General features: G+C 69.0%; 15 protein-coding genes and 1 pseudogene. 9 read left to right on the top strand and 7 right to left on the bottom strand.

The genetic code is table 11. The annotated features are described in order from the left end of the window. A pseudogene (locus L7D48_RS16550) lies at positions 1 to 325 on the bottom strand (chromosomal replication initiator protein DnaA); the annotation flags it as partial. Between the two features lie 379 nt (positions 326 to 704). Here L7D48_RS16550 and rpmH point away from each other — a divergent pair. The 9 genes from rpmH (at position 705) to L7D48_RS16505 (ending at position 7,022) form a co-directional block, all read left to right on the top strand. Continuing rightward, positions 705 to 842 carry a 50S ribosomal protein L34 gene (rpmH, locus tag L7D48_RS16545; RefSeq protein WP_003949374.1) on the top strand — a complete coding sequence of 46 codons (138 nt, stop codon included), beginning with the start codon at positions 705 to 707 and terminating at the stop codon, positions 840 to 842. A 33-nt stretch (positions 843 to 875) separates the two neighbouring features. Further along, positions 876 to 1,268: a ribonuclease P protein component gene (gene rnpA / locus L7D48_RS16540; protein ID WP_206347351.1), complete on the top strand. Its 393-nt coding sequence runs from the start codon at positions 876 to 878 to the stop codon at positions 1,266 to 1,268. Beyond that, entirely contained in the window at positions 1,265 to 1,552 is a 288-nt protein-coding gene (gene yidD, locus L7D48_RS16535) for a membrane protein insertion efficiency factor YidD (protein ID WP_206347352.1), read from the top strand. Before rnpA ends, yidD begins: the two co-directional genes overlap by 4 nt. Positions 1,553 to 1,564: 12 nt before the next feature. Beyond that, a complete protein-coding gene (gene yidC / locus L7D48_RS16530) occupies positions 1,565 to 2,665 on the top strand; it encodes a membrane protein insertase YidC (protein WP_237880217.1) in 1,101 nt (366 codons plus the stop codon). A 14-nt stretch (positions 2,666 to 2,679) separates the two neighbouring features. Then, positions 2,680 to 3,177, top strand: a complete 498-nt coding sequence (locus L7D48_RS16525) for a R3H domain-containing nucleic acid-binding protein (protein ID WP_237880214.1) — start codon at positions 2,680 to 2,682, stop codon at positions 3,175 to 3,177. Beyond that, positions 3,174 to 3,905, top strand: coding sequence for a 16S rRNA (guanine(527)-N(7))-methyltransferase RsmG (rsmG, locus tag L7D48_RS16520; RefSeq protein WP_237880213.1), 732 nt, complete (start codon positions 3,174 to 3,176; stop codon positions 3,903 to 3,905). Before L7D48_RS16525 ends, rsmG begins: the two co-directional genes overlap by 4 nt. A gap of 251 nt (positions 3,906 to 4,156) precedes the next feature. Further along, a complete protein-coding gene (locus L7D48_RS16515; protein WP_305853159.1) occupies positions 4,157 to 5,230 on the top strand; it encodes a ParA family protein in 1,074 nt (357 codons plus the stop codon). After that, on the top strand, positions 5,227 to 6,339 hold the full coding sequence (locus tag L7D48_RS16510; RefSeq protein WP_237880211.1) for a ParB/RepB/Spo0J family partition protein: 1,113 nt from the start codon (positions 5,227 to 5,229) through the stop codon (positions 6,337 to 6,339). Before L7D48_RS16515 ends, L7D48_RS16510 begins: the two co-directional genes overlap by 4 nt. A gap of 65 nt (positions 6,340 to 6,404) precedes the next feature. Then, positions 6,405 to 7,022 (top strand): GNAT family N-acetyltransferase, encoded by a 618-nt coding sequence (locus L7D48_RS16505; RefSeq protein ID WP_237880210.1) that lies wholly within the window; start codon positions 6,405 to 6,407, stop codon positions 7,020 to 7,022. Between the two features lie 66 nt (positions 7,023 to 7,088). On the opposite strand, the gene trxA is transcribed toward L7D48_RS16505, so the two are convergent. The 6 genes from trxA to murJ form a co-directional block, all read right to left on the bottom strand. Beyond that, positions 7,089 to 7,412 (bottom strand): thioredoxin, encoded by a 324-nt coding sequence (gene trxA, locus L7D48_RS16500; protein WP_093851040.1) that lies wholly within the window; start codon positions 7,410 to 7,412, stop codon positions 7,089 to 7,091. Positions 7,413 to 7,451: 39 nt separating this feature from the next. Next, the gene (gene trxB, locus L7D48_RS16495) at positions 7,452 to 8,453 is read right to left on the bottom strand and encodes a thioredoxin-disulfide reductase (RefSeq protein ID WP_237880209.1); all 1,002 of its coding nucleotides are present in this window, start codon (positions 8,451 to 8,453) and stop codon (positions 7,452 to 7,454) included. Positions 8,454 to 8,585: 132 nt separating this feature from the next. After that, the gene (locus L7D48_RS29475) at positions 8,586 to 9,029 is read right to left on the bottom strand and encodes a hypothetical protein (protein WP_308312294.1); all 444 of its coding nucleotides are present in this window, start codon (positions 9,027 to 9,029) and stop codon (positions 8,586 to 8,588) included. A gap of 521 nt (positions 9,030 to 9,550) precedes the next feature. Then, positions 9,551 to 10,282 carry an RNA polymerase sigma factor SigM gene (gene sigM / locus L7D48_RS16485; protein WP_237880215.1) on the bottom strand — a complete coding sequence of 244 codons (732 nt, stop codon included), beginning with the start codon at positions 10,280 to 10,282 and terminating at the stop codon, positions 9,551 to 9,553. Between the two features lie 55 nt (positions 10,283 to 10,337). Beyond that, on the bottom strand, positions 10,338 to 12,095 hold the full coding sequence (locus L7D48_RS16480) for a protein kinase family protein (RefSeq protein ID WP_237880208.1): 1,758 nt from the start codon (positions 12,093 to 12,095) through the stop codon (positions 10,338 to 10,340). 130 nt (positions 12,096 to 12,225) lie between these two features. Next, positions 12,226 to 13,960 (bottom strand): murein biosynthesis integral membrane protein MurJ (gene murJ / locus L7D48_RS16475; RefSeq protein ID WP_237880207.1); only part of this gene is annotated, 1,735 nt, incomplete at its 5' end.

Genomic DNA, 13,960 nt, shown 5'->3' with positions numbered 1-13,960 from the left:
GCGGCGGTTCAGGGGACGCCGGCGGAGCGGGAGGCGCCGGGGCCTGGGGCTCGGGGGCCGGTCCGGTGACGGTGATCGCCAGGCGGATCGGCTGCTGGCACTCGCGGCTGAGCGCGTCGGTGATCAGCGGGGAGAGCCGTCCCTCCAGTACGCCCTTCGCGTACTCGTTGGGCACGCCGAGCAGCGCGGTGCCGGAGACCAGCACCAGGGGCTGGCAGTCTTTGAGCCACCGCTGGTCCTTGGCCTCGACTCCCTGGCCGTCGGCGAGGAGCTGCTCCAGCACGCGTGGCCACACTGCGGCAAGATCGGCAGGTAGGTCAGCCACAGGGCACGCTCTCTCACTCACTCGCTGGGTGGGGTTGTTCGGGCTTCGACAGTCCCACCCATGTGTGGTGCTTGGGACGGTCGGGAGGAAACGGAAGTTCGGCCACGGTAGTCAGCGCGGCGTGCGCGGTTCAAGTCGTTGTCCACAGGCTGTGTACAGAACCCCCCGCCCGGCCCTGGTTTGACCTGATGGTGCGGGCGCGCGTACCGTAACCAGGTCGAGTTGTCGATGGCTGCTGCCGCCTGCCTCCGATGGGCAAGATCCTGGTGATCATAGAAGCGGTGCACTCGGGCGTTGCGAGCTACTCGTGGGCGCACGGTGACAGCCAGTCGGCGCCCCACACGTCTCGTACGAGACACAAGCATTCCTGGAGCCCCGAGTGAGCAAGCGCACCTTCCAGCCGAACAACCGCCGCCGCGCGAAGACCCACGGTTTCCGGCTGCGTATGCGGACCCGCGCCGGCCGCGCGATCCTCGCGTCCCGCCGCGGCAAGGGCCGCGCCCGTCTGTCGGCCTGACCGACCAGGCGAGTCCGACCGCGGATCCGTGACGTGCTGCCCACCGAGAACCGGCTGAGGCGGCGCGAGGATTTCGCGGCCGCGGTACGCCGAGGACGCCGGGCCGGACGCCCGCTCCTCGTCGTCCATCTGCGCAGGGCGTCGCCCCGGAGCGATTCCGGGGAGCGTACGGACCCGCACGCCGCCGGGGGAGCCACTCCCCCGGCGCGTGCGGGTTTCGTCGTGAGCAAGGCAGTGGGCAACGCGGTGGTTCGCAACCTCGTGAAGCGGCGACTGCGTCATCTGGTCCGGGAGAGGCTTGACGTTCTGCCGCCCGGTAGCCTGATGGTCATACGGGCGCTGCCCGGTGCGGGTGAGGCGGACCACGACAGGCTGGCCCGCGATCTGGACACCGCGCTGCAGCGGCTGCTTGGAGGCCCGTCGTGAAATACCCGCTGCTGTGGTTGATCAAGTTGTACCAGTGGACCATCAGCCCGCTGCTCGGTCCGGTGTGCCGGTACTACCCGTCGTGTTCGCACTACGGCTACGAAGCCATCCGACGGCACGGCGCGGTGAAGGGGACGGCGCTGACAGCCTGGCGCATTCTGCGCTGCAATCCATGGTCGCCCGGCGGGGTCGACCACGTTCCCGCCCGGAAGCATCCGGTCTGGCACCAGCGGATGCGTGACCGCTGGCAGCACCGGACTCAGTCCAATGCCCAAGGAGCCTGACTCGTGGACACGATCGACACGATCCTCGGTCCTCTGTATACCGCTGTTTCCTGGATCATCGTCCAGTTCCACAAGCTGTACAGCCTCGTCTTCGACGAGGACAGCGGTTGGGCCTGGGGTCTGTCCATCGTCTCTCTGGTGATCGTGATCCGCATCGCCCTGATCCCGCTCTTCGTGAAGCAGATCAAGGCGACGCGGAACATGCAGGCGATCCAGCCGAAGATGAAGGCGATCCAGGAGCGCTACAAGAACGACCGGCAGCGCCAGTCGGAAGAGATGATGAAGCTGTACAAGGAGACGGGTACCAACCCGCTCTCCAGCTGTCTTCCGATTCTCGCGCAGTCGCCGTTCTTCCTGGCGCTCTACCAGGTGCTGAACAAGATCGCCAACAACCAGGAGGTCGGCGTCATGGGCGCCGACCTGGTGGAGAGCGCCCGGAACGCGAGCATCTTCGGGGCCCCGATCGCGACCCGCTTCATGGACAGCGCCGAGAAGGTCGAGGCGCTGGGTGCCTCGCTGACCGACGTGCGCGTGGTCACGGTCATCATGATCCTGATGATGTCGGCGTCGCAGTTCTACACGCAGCGCCAGCTGATGACCAAGAACGTCGACCTGACGGCGAAGACTCCGTTCATGCAGCAGCAGAAGATGCTGATGTACGTCTTCCCGATCATCTTCGCCGTCTTCGGCATCAACTTCCCCGTCGGTGTCCTCGTCTACTGGCTGACCACCAACGTGTGGACCCTCGGGCAGCAGATGTACATCATCAAGCGCAACCCGACGCCGGGATCGCTGGCCTACAAGCAGCGTCAGGAGAAGCTGCGGGCCAAGGGCAAGCTCAAGGAGGACCCGGCGGAGGTCGAGGCCAGGAAGGCCGTCGAGACCGCCCGTGCCAACCGCCAGCAGCCCAAGCGCATGACCAAGGCGCAGCGCCAGGCCGCCGCGGCCCAGGCGGAGGCGGACGCCAAGGCGAAGAAGGCGGCCGGGCAGCAGACCTCGCTGAGCAAGGAGGCCTCCAAGGACTCCCCGTCGGCGCGGCCCGGGCAGCAGTCGAAGAAGAAGCCCGGGCAGCGCAAGGGCTCGCAGCGTTCCAAGCACCCGTCCAAGAAGTAAGAAGGAGTCCACTCGTGACGGACACGACCGCAGAGGGCACCGACACCCTGACCCGCCTCGAGCAGGAGGGTGAGATCGCGGCCGACTATCTCGAGGGGCTCCTCGACATCGCGGATCTCGACGGCGACATCGACATGGACGTCGAGGGCGACCGCGCCGCCGTTTCGATCATCAGCGACGGTGACAGCCGGGATCTGCAGAAGCTCGTCGGCCGGGACGGTGAGGTGCTGGAGGCCCTGCAGGAGCTGACGCGGCTCGCGGTGCACCGCGAGACCGGTGACCGCAGCCGGCTGATGCTGGACATCGCCGGTTACCGGGCCCGCAAGCGTGAGGAGCTGTCGGCGCTGGGCACCAAGGCGGCCAATGAGGCCCAGCGCACCGGCGAGCCGGTGAAGCTCAAGCCGATGACACCCTTCGAGCGCAAGGTGGTGCACGACGCGGTGGCCGCGGCAGGGCTGCGCAGCGAGTCCGAGGGCGAGGAACCGCAGCGCTGCGTGGTCGTGCTGCCGTGACGGACGCCGTGTCGTCGCCCCTTCCTCCCGCGCCCGAGGTGGCGCGGGAGGTTTTCGGTGACCGCTTCGACGATGCTGTCCGCTACGCGGAACTGCTGGCGGAGGTCGGGGTCAAGCGCGGGCTGATCGGACCGCGCGAGGTACCCCGGCTGTGGGAGCGCCATCTGCTGAACTGCGCGGTGCTCTCCGAGGTCGTGCCCGAGGGAGTGACGGTTTGCGATGTCGGCTCCGGCGCAGGCCTGCCGGGTGTTCCGCTCGCCCTGGTACGGCAGGACCTGAAGATCACGCTGCTGGAGCCGCTGCTGCGGCGTACGACCTTCCTCCAGGAGGTCGTCGAGCTGCTGGGGCTGGACCATGTGTCGGTGGTGCGGGGCCGGGCCGAGGAGGTTCTGGGGTCGCTGCCTCCGGTGCATGTGGTGACGGCCCGGGCCGTGGCTCCGCTGGACCGGCTCGCCGGCTGGGGCGTACCGCTGCTGCGGCCGTACGGCGAGATGCTGGCCCTCAAGGGGGACACGGCGGAGGAGGAGCTGAAGGCGGCACGGTCCGCGCTTCAGAAGCTCGGCGCGGTGGACTCCTCGGTGCTCCGCATCGGTGAGGGCCTGGTGGAGCCGGCCGCCACCGTGGTGCGTGTGGAGGTCGGCGAGAGTCCGGGCGGGGTGCGCTTCGCGGCCAAGAAAGCGAAGGCTGCCAGGACCGGTCGTTCACGGAGTGCGCGCCGCCGACGGTGATCCTCGGAAGGTGGGCGTACGCCTCCCGGAGAGACTTCGTTACTCCGTAGAGTCGCCAAAGACGAGCCATGCGGAGTGTCGTCACGCTCGCAGGCGAACGTGGATGCATCGTGCTTCCCGTGAAACGTCGCTTTCTGCATGGATTCATCCGTCGAGGGCGCGCGGCTGACGCGTCAGACCCATCCGAGCCCCGCTCAGAGGTGGATTCATCCACAGGTGAGCGGGGCTCGCTGGTTCCCGACCCGGAGAGCATGGCAGTCTCTTCTCATTGCGAGCCTGACGTCGAGGAGAGTGAACCGTTGCGGTCCGACGGCCATATCGCGGGACCGATGACCGATCCGGTCCCGGGTCCCCGTTCTGAAACGGCGGATGTTTCACGTGAAACGATGAGTGAGACGCCGCCTCCGATGGACGCCTCCCCCCGGTACGAAGGGGATGTCTCCGCCCCCGTCGGCCGCGCCGCCCAGCAGGCGGTCGAGGCGATGAACCGTGCCGGTGAGGGCCTCCCCAGGCCCGAGGAGACCCGGGTGATGGTGGTCGCCAATCAGAAGGGCGGAGTGGGCAAGACCACGACCACGGTCAATCTCGCCGCCTCTCTGGCCCTGCACGGGGCCCGGGTCCTGGTGATCGACCTGGATCCGCAGGGCAACGCATCCACCGCCCTGGGGATAGACCACCACGCCGAGGTGCCGTCGATCTACGACGTTCTGGTGGACAGCAAGCCGCTTTCCGACGTCGTCCAGCCGGTGCGGGAGGTGGAGGGTCTCTTCTGCGCTCCGGCCACGATCGATCTCGCCGGTGCGGAGATCGAGCTGGTGTCGCTGGTTGCGAGAGAGAGTCGTCTGCACAAGGCGATCTCCGCTTACGAGCAGCCGCTGGACTACATCTTCATCGACTGCCCACCCTCACTCGGCCTGCTGACCGTCAACGCGCTGGTCGCCGGTGCGGAGGTGGTCATCCCGATCCAGTGCGAGTACTACGCGCTCGAAGGGCTGGGGCAGCTCCTGCGGAACGTCGAGCTGGTGAAGGGGCACCTCAACCCCAAGCTCCATGTCTCGACGATTCTGCTGACGATGTACGACGGCCGTACGCGGCTGGCCTCCCAGGTGGCGGAGGAGGTGCGAGGACACTTCGGCAAGGAGGTCCTGCGGACCAACATCCCGCGGTCGGTGCGTATCTCGGAAGCGCCCAGCTACGGGCAGACGGTTCTCACTTACGATCCGAGTTCCAGCGGCTCGCTCTCCTATCTGGAGGCGGCCCGGGAGATCGCGCTGCGAGGCGCCGACAAGCAGCAGGAACAGCACATGGTGGAGGGGACTCAGTGACGGAACGACGTAGAGGGCTGGGTCGAGGGCTCGGCGCGCTGATCCCCGCGGCGCCGACGGGACCGGATGACAGTGTCACCCCCGTAGTGGGAGAGAACGGAGCTACCTCTCCGACCGCTGTCCCGGTGCTCACCCCGGGGCGCGGTGTGGCTGCGGCCAAGGTGACAGGTCTGCCCAGTGATGCCGGGCGGCAGCATGGCAGCGGTGTTTCACGTGAAACCGAAGCCATGGACGGCGCCGTGAGTGGCGAGGCGGCAGGGGCTCACTTCGCCGAGGTACCCGTCGACGCGATTACTCCGAACCCTCGGCAGCCGCGTGAGGTGTTCGATGAGGACGCTCTGGCGGAACTGGTGACCTCCATCCAGGAGGTAGGCCTCCTGCAGCCGGTGGTCGTTCGGCAGACGGGGCCGGAGCAGTATGAACTCATCATGGGGGAGCGACGCTGGCGGGCCTGTCGGGAGGCGGGTCTGGAGCGGATTCCGGCGATCATCCGGGCTACGGAGGACGAGAAGCTCCTCCTGGACGCCCTGCTGGAGAATCTGCACCGGGCGCAGCTGAACCCTCTGGAGGAAGCGGCAGCCTACGATCAGCTGTTGAAGGACTTCAACTGCACCCATGACCAGCTGGCGGACCGTATCGGCCGCTCGCGTCCTCAGGTATCCAACACGCTCCGATTGCTGCGTCTCTCTCCCTCGGTGCAGCGCCGTGTGGCGGCCGGGGTGCTGTCGGCGGGGCATGCGCGTGCGCTGCTGTCGGTGGAGGACTCCGAGGAGCAGGACCGTCTCGCCCACCGCATTGTGGCCGAAGGGCTGTCGGTGCGGGCGGTCGAGGAGATCGTGACCGTGATGGACCCCAAGCCGAAGGGAAAGAGCAAGGCTCGGGCACGGGCCGGTAAGCGGGTCTCCCCTGCGCTGGACCATCTGGCGAGCCGTCTCTCGGATCGCTTCGACACCCGGGTCAAGGTGGATCTTGGGCAGCGGAAGGGAAAGATCGTCGTCGAGTTCGCCTCGATGGAGGATCTGGAGAGGATTCTGAGCCAGTTCGCACCCGGCGAGAACCAGCTTCTGGAGCGCCAGCTCGCCCGAGGAGACGACGACAGCGGCGAGTGAATCCGAGTCACCGAGGACACAGCCGAGAACACCGCCGTACGACGCCCCGTGGATACGATGTCTCCATGGGGCGTCAACTCGTTCCGCTCACCCTGGACAACCTGCCGGACCTCCCGAAGCGCTGCCGCAGGTGCGTCTTCTGGGAGCTCGACCCTGTCAGCGGCGATGCCGCCGTGAAGGCGGGCCGGCCCGATCTGGAGAAAGAAGCCTGGATATCGGCGGTGCTGCTGGAGTGGGGTTCCTGCGGACGGCTCGTCTATGTCGATGACGTGCCGGTGGGCTTCGTGCTGTACGCGCCGCCCGCGTATGTGCCACGCTCGACGGCTTTTCCCACCAGTCCTGTCTCGCCGGACGCGGTGCAGATGATCACAGCCTGGCTGATGCCCGGATACCAGGGGCAGGGGCTGGGCCGGGTGATGGTGCAGACCGTGGCCAAGGATGTGCTGAGGCGGGGATTCAAGGCGATCGAAGCATTCGGGGACGCCCGGTGGAAGGAGCCCGCCTGCCTGCTCCCCGCCGATCACCTTCTCGCTGTGGGTTTCAAGACGGTCCGGCCGCACTATGCCTACCCCAGGCTGAGGTTGGAGCTGCGTACGACTCTCTCCTGGAAACAGGATGTGGAGCTGGCGATCGACCGGTTGTTGGGAGCGGTGCAGAAGGAACCCGCTCTCAGGCCCCTGTGATTTCTGTGATGGCGGAAAGGCGACAGGCCCGCCCCGAAACGGGGCGGGCCTGTTCCACGTGAAACGTCAGCCGATGAAGTCGGCCAGGTCGCGCTCGATGGCGGCCTTGGGCTTGGCGCCGACGATGGTCTTCACGACCTCGCCGCCCTGGTAGACGTTCATCGTCGGGATGGACATGATCCCGTACTTGGCGGCCGTCGCCGGGTTCTCGTCGATGTTGAGCTTGACGATGGTGAGCTTGTCGGCCTGCTCCTCCGAGATCGCCTCCAGCGACGGGGCGATCTGACGGCACGGACCGCACCAGGCTGCCCAGAAGTCGACCAGGACCGGCTTGTCGCTCTTGAGGACGACTTCCTCGAAGGTGGCGTCGGTGGCGGTCACGGTGGCCATGGTGAATCTCCTTGTTTCTCGGGGGTGGAGTTGGTGGTCTCAGAGGGCGGCGGCGGCCGCGGCCTCGTCGGTCTTCTCCGGCTCGGCGTGGTGCTTCTCCGGGGCGTCGACCAGGGCGGCCAGGTAGCGCTCGGCGTCCAGGGCGGCGGAGCAGCCGGTGCCGGCGGCGGTGATGGCCTGGCGGTAGGTGTGGTCGACCACGTCGCCGGCGGCGAAGACACCGGGGATGTTGGTGCGGGTGCTCGGCGCGTCGACGGTCAGGTAGCCCTCGCCGTCCAGGTTGAGCTGGCCGTGGAACAGCTCGGTGCGCGGGTCGTGGCCGATGGCGATGAACAGCCCGGTCACCGGCAGCTGGGAGGTGGCGCCGGTGGTGGTGTCGCGCAGGGTCAGCCCGGACAGCTTGCCGCCGTCCTCGTGGAGCTCGGCGACCTCGCTGTTCCACACGAACTCGATCTTCTCGTCGGCGAAGGCCCGCTCCTGCATGGCCTTGGAGGCCCGCAGGGTGTCGCGGCGGTGGACGACGGTGACCTTCTCGGCGAAGCGGGACAGGAAGGTGGCCTCCTCCATGGCGGTGTCACCGCCGCCGACCACCGCGATGTGCTGGCCCTTGAAGAAGAACCCGTCACAGGTGGCGCACCAGGACACCCCGCGGCCGGACAGCTCCTCCTCCTTGGGCAGGCCGAGCTTGCGGTAGGCCGAGCCGGTGGCGACGATGACCGCCCTCGCCCGGTGCACGGTGCCGGCCGAGTCGGTCACGCTCTTGATCTCGCCCTCGAGGTCGACGGCGGTGACGTCGTCGGGGACGAGCTCGGCGCCGAACCGCTCGGCCTGGGCGCGCATGTTGTCCATCAGGTCCGGGCCCATGACGCCGTCGCGGAAGCCGGGGAAGTTCTCCACCTCGGTGGTGTTCATCAGCGCGCCGCCGGCGGTCACCGAGCCTTCGAAGACCAGCGGCTTCAGGGCGGCACGGGCGGTGTAGAGCGCTGCGGTGTATCCCGCCGGCCCGGAGCCGATGATGATCACGTTGCGGACGTCGCTCACGGAGTCTTCCTTGTCTGCCGATGGGTTGCCGATGCCTGTCTGGAGCATCGCCTTGGGTTGGGGAGGCCTATCCCGCCCAACGAATCCTAGGAGTCAGGCATTCCCAGTCGTGGTATTGCCTGAGCGCACCGCTCAGCGTGGATAGGTACGGGTGGTCAGCACCGTGCCGGGGCCGGAAGGCTCCTTGCCGACGCAGTCGGCGTCGACCACATAGGCCTCCACCTGGGATCCGTCGGTCTCATGAGGCAGGACCACGATGTACGCCTGTCGCCCCTCGTACTCGCTCATACCGACGGCCAGAGGAGTCACGTCACGGCCGACGCCCTCCCGGACACACAGCGGCATGGTGGTCGTGGACGTACCCGGGGAGCCCGGGCTTGCCTTGAGACTGAAGTCGGGGGAGCCGGGATCCGTCTCTCTCAGGCCCCCCTGACTCTCCTGCTTCTGCTTCCCCGATTCGCTGTCGGCCAGCAGGGACCGTACGCGTGCTTCCAGTGCCTGATCGCTCCGGTCGCTCTCCGCGTTCGCGTCCATGGTCGCACCCTTGTCCATGCCCCCGGAGGAGTCCGCCCCCATGCCTGGAAGGAAGACCGCGCCAAGGGTGAGAAGGGCTGCCGCACCCGCGGTGCCGAGCAAGGCGGCGCCCCAGCGGCGCGATCGCCTGCCGCCAGTCCTTCCCGGACCTCCGGCTCCCCGCGGCCGCCCCGCGGGCCGATCGGCAGACCGGCCCGCGGAGCGGCCGGGGCGGACCGTTTCACGTGAAACAGCGTTCGGCGTATCCGCTGAAGATGCCGAGGACGGAGCGCCCGGGGTTTCCCTGCCGGAGGGACTGGACGCACTGAGCAGAGCCTCGGCGGCCAGCGCGGCATCGATGCGGCCTGCCACATCGGACGGCATCGGGGCCGGGTCCGGAAGGGTGCCCAGTGTGCTGCGGATCTCTTCCAGGGAGGTCCGTACGTCTGCGCACAGTGCGCAGACCGACAGATGGGCGCGTACATCGGCCGAGCGATCCGGAGAGAGCAGCCCCTCGGTGAAGTCGGAGATCTCGTCGACCTCGGGGTGCCCGTCAGCGCCGAACGACGCGGAAGACATGGACGTCATGCGTGCTCACCTCCGCCCTTCACGGCCCCGGTGCCTGGTTTCCCTCTTGCCGGTGGGACGGATGCCCCCTGCGCCCGGTTCCTTCTGCCGGCGCCCGCCCGGGATTCACCGGCCGGACTCTCCGAGCGTAGATGGCCGACCAACGGCAGCAGCCGGGCCCTGCCGCGGGCGCAGCGGCTCTTGACGGTCCCGACGGCGACCCCGAGGACGCGGGCCGCCTCGGCGACCGGATAGCCCTGCATGTCGACGAGGACGAGTGCCGCCCGCTGCTCCGGTGGCAACTGGGAGAGCGCGGCGATGAGCTGACGGTGAAGGTCCCGGCGCTCGGCGGGCACGGCGGCGGACTCGTGCGGCTCCAGGAGCTGTTCCAGGCGCTCGGGTTCGGCGATGGGCGAGGTGCGGCGGCCGGCCGCCTTGCGCGCGCGGTCCAGGCAGGCGTTCACGGTGATGCGGTGGAGCCAGGTGGTGACCGCGGACCGCCCCTGGAAGGTGTGGGCGCTTCGGTAAGCGGAGACGAAGGCGTCCTGGACGGCGTCGGCGGCTTCCTCCCGGTCCCTCAGAACGCGCAGGGCGACAGCCCAGAGCCGGTCGCGATGACGGCGCACGATCTCGCCGAAGGCCTGGGGATCGCCGGCGACATGGCGGGCGAGGAGTTCCCGGTCGTCGGCTCTGTCCGCATCATCGGGGCTTCTCGCGTCCCCGGCACCGTCGACGGCGCCGCCCGTCACATCGTCGCCCACCAGCCGGTCCCCTCCTCAGTCCGCTGTGCCCACGGACGTCAGGTCAGCTGAGGACCTCGACCTCCGTGATGCGGCCACGGTAGTTGCCTTCCTCCGTCAGGGGGAGTTCGGTGAGCCACACCAGAACATAGCGCGTCCTGATCGGCTTCTTGGCCTTGAGCTCCACCTCGGTTCCGGAGCCGCTGCTGACCTTGCTGAAGCCGTTCAGCGAGCCGGGCATCTGCGCGGTGTCCTCGTCCGCCGCCAGGAAGTCGACGGAGGTGCTGCCCTTGAAGCCGACCTTGACGGTGCTGATCTGCCGGGACTCGCCCAGGTCGAGGATCAGGCCCACTCCGTCCTTGAGATTCCCGAACTTCGCGCTGTTGTAGTACATGGTCTGCCAGAAGGTGCCCGCGTCGCCGTCGATCGCGTTGCCCACCTGGTCACTGTTCTCGGTGGGATCACCACCGAACGGGTCGAAGTCCTTGGCGAGGGAGATCTCGACCGGCCTGCCCGTGGGAGCGGTCTCCGGCTGCTTCTGCTGCTCGATCCCGCTCTGTCCGGGGTCCGGCGCCGGGGGCTCGCCGCCCTTCAGGAGGGTGTCGGCCAGTTGCCAGCTCCCCAGCCCCAGAGCGGCGATGAGCAGAGCGGAGACGCCCCACTTCAGCAGCCTGCCGGCGCGTCCGGGCAGTGCGGGGGGCGCCGCGGGCGGCGTCACGGTGGGTGTGCCCGCGGGCCCTGCGGGAGGACGGGTCACAGGGCCGCCATAGGCGCCCTGCCGGTAACCGGGGCTCTGGTACGGCGGCGGAGCGGTGAACTCGGGCTCGGGCGGCCGGATGCGCGGCAGCGCGGCGATCGCCTTGGCCAGCTCCTCGGGGGTGGTGCAGGGCTGTTCCTGGCGGGAGGCGGTGGCGCCGTCGTTGACCATCGCACGCATGGCCAGCTCGGAGAGCCCGCGGTGCACCCCGGCGCGTACCTGGTCCGGGGGGACGAGGGAGTCGCCGGTCAGCTCGGCCATGCCGCCGAGGCCGTAGGCGTCCTCGCCGTACGGCCAGCGGTGAGCGAGGGAGGCGTAGAGCAGGGCGCCGATCGCCTCGGTGTCGGTGCGCTGGGGATGGTCGGAGGTGATGCCGCGCAGGGCGGCGTTCACGGCCAGGCCGCGGATGCGGTACTGGCCGGCGGCGGTGCGCAGGACGCAGCCGGGGGTCAGCCGCAGATGGGCCAGACCTTCTCGGTGGGCGGCGGCCATCGCCTGGGTGATCTGGGTGACGAGCTGGTAGGCCTCGTGGGTGGGCAGCGGGCCGGAGGCGAGGAGGGCTGTGAGGGGGGTGGCGTCCGGGAGCCACTCGTGGACGACGTAGACGAGGTCGTTCTCCTCGACGGCGTCCAGCACCTGCACGAAGCGGGGGTCGCCGAGGAGGGCTGCGGAGCGGGCGGCGGCCAGGACCGGCCTGGCGCGGGGGTGGTCGGCCGCGAGGAGGTGGACGCCGACGGCGCGGCGCAGTTTCTCGTCGACGGCTCTCCAGCTGCTGAAGCCGTCCAGGCGGGTGATGCACTCCTCCAGGCGGTAGCGCCGGGCGAGCTTGTGACCGCTGTGCAGCTCGGGCGGCTGCGGGGCCCGGGAGGGCTCGGGGGCCGGTGTCACCGCGTCGGTGGTATCAGGGGTGCCGGAGGCGTCCGCCGTTGCGCTGTCATCACCGTCGTGGTCCGTGGAACCGTCGGCCGTGGTCCGCTCGACAGCGGTGGTCGGAGGCTTGTTCCCGCCGTCCGTCCCACCGCTCTCGTCGGCCACGTCGACGGCAGCCGTGCTCCGTTCCGCCACCGTCGCTCCCGCCTCCCCATTCGTTGCAGCCTGTTTCCCAACACAGCCAGAGACAATTGTGCCCACAGTCCGCCGCTGTGCACGACACACGGGTGGGACCGAAGGTTGTGCGACCGGCCTCGGAGGGCCGTCAGCGGCCGAGCTTCGCGCGGACCATGCCCATCATGGCGGTCAGCTCCTCCACCCGCATACGCCGGGCGGCCAGAACGAAGACCGCGCCCAGCACCAGGCCGCCCGCGGCCAGGGCCGCGGCACCGCTGACGGCGCCGGGGCCGAGGGCCCGGACGATGGCGTAGGCGACCGCGCCGCCGGCCAGAGCGGCCGGGATGCCGGCGCCGCAGAGCCTGGCGTAGGCGCGCACGATGCGGGGGCCGTCCAGATCGCCGCCCAGCTTCGTGCGCAGCCGCTTCCAGGCGACACCGACGCCGACGACGTAGGCGAGGCCGTAGGCGGCGGCCATGCCGACGACCGCCCACCGGCTGGGCAGCAGCAGGAAGGCCAGAGCGGAGCCGGCGGCATTGCAGACGGCCACGATCACCGTGTTGTAGAAGGGGGTACGGGTGTCCTCGTAGGCGTAGAAGCCGCGCAGGACCACGTACTGCACGGAGTAGGGGACCAGGCCGAGGCCGAAGGCCATCAGGGTGTAGCCCATCGAGGTGGCCGCGTCGATGCCCGCCGAGGAGTACATCAGCAGGCACATCGGTACACCGAGGGCCACGAAGGAGAAGGCCACCGGCACGATGGCGACGGCCGAGGTGCGCAGTCCGTGCGAGATGTCGTCGCGGACGGCCGCCGGGTCGTCGTCGTGTGCGGCACGGGAGATGCGGGGCAGCAGGGCGGCCATCACCGAGACGGTGATGATGGCCTGCGGCATCTGCCAGATCAGCTGGGCGTTGCTGTAGGCCAGGATGCCCGTACCGGGGTGTCCCTCGGCGTCGGCGGCCTTGCCGGCCCAGGTGACCAACTGGGTGACGACCAGGACGCCCGCCTGGTTGGCCAGGACGAACAGGAACGTCCACTTGGCGAGGCGGGCGGCCTTGCCCAGGCCGTGACCGCGCCAGTCGAAGCGCGGGCGGATACGGAATCCGGTGGCGCGCAGATACGGGATCATCGCGAGGGCCTGGACGACCAGCCCCAGCAGGGTGCCCATACCGAGCAGCCGGACGCCCTCCGGGGGAATCGTCTCCACGCTCATCCCGGAGGTCCGGGCCGTGCCGTACACCCAGATGAAGAGACCGAAGGTGGTGATGATGACGATGTTGTTCAGGACCGGGGTCCACATCATCGCGCCGAAGCGGCCGCGGGCGTTCAGGATCTGGCCCATGACCACATGGACGCCCATGAAGAAGATCGTCGGCAGGCAGTAGCGGGCGAAGGTGACCGCCACGTTGTTGGCCTCGGGGTCACTGGCGATCGGTACCGACAGCATCCGCACCAGCAGCGGCGCGCCCAGCACGGTGAGCGCGACCAGGCCGCCGAGAAGCACCGTGACCAGGGTGAGGAGGCGGTTGGCGTACGCCTCGCCACCGTCCTCGTCGTTCTTCATGGCGCGTACGAGCTGCGGCACGAAGACGGAGTTCAGACCGCCGCCGATGGACAGGATGTAGATCATCGTCGGCAGCGTGTACGCCACGGTGTAGGCGTCGCCGAGGAGTGCGGCGCCGAGTGCGGCGGTGATCACCAGGGTGCGGACGAAGCCCGTGAGCCGGGAGACCATCGTGCCCGCGGCCATGATGGCGCTGGACTTCAGTATGCCGCCGCCCCGGCGGGCGGACTTGCCCGCCGCCGCGGGAGGCGGTTCCGCGGCGGCGGCCTCCGGTTCCGGTGCCGCCTGCGGTGGCGGGGGCGGCTGCGGCGCGGAGGCG

Source organism: Streptomyces sp. ICN903 (genome assembly GCF_022015835.1).
Taxonomy (GTDB): domain Bacteria; phylum Actinomycetota; class Actinomycetes; order Streptomycetales; family Streptomycetaceae; genus Streptomyces; species Streptomyces fenghuangensis.
This window is presented reverse-complemented; position numbering and strand designations above follow the sequence as displayed.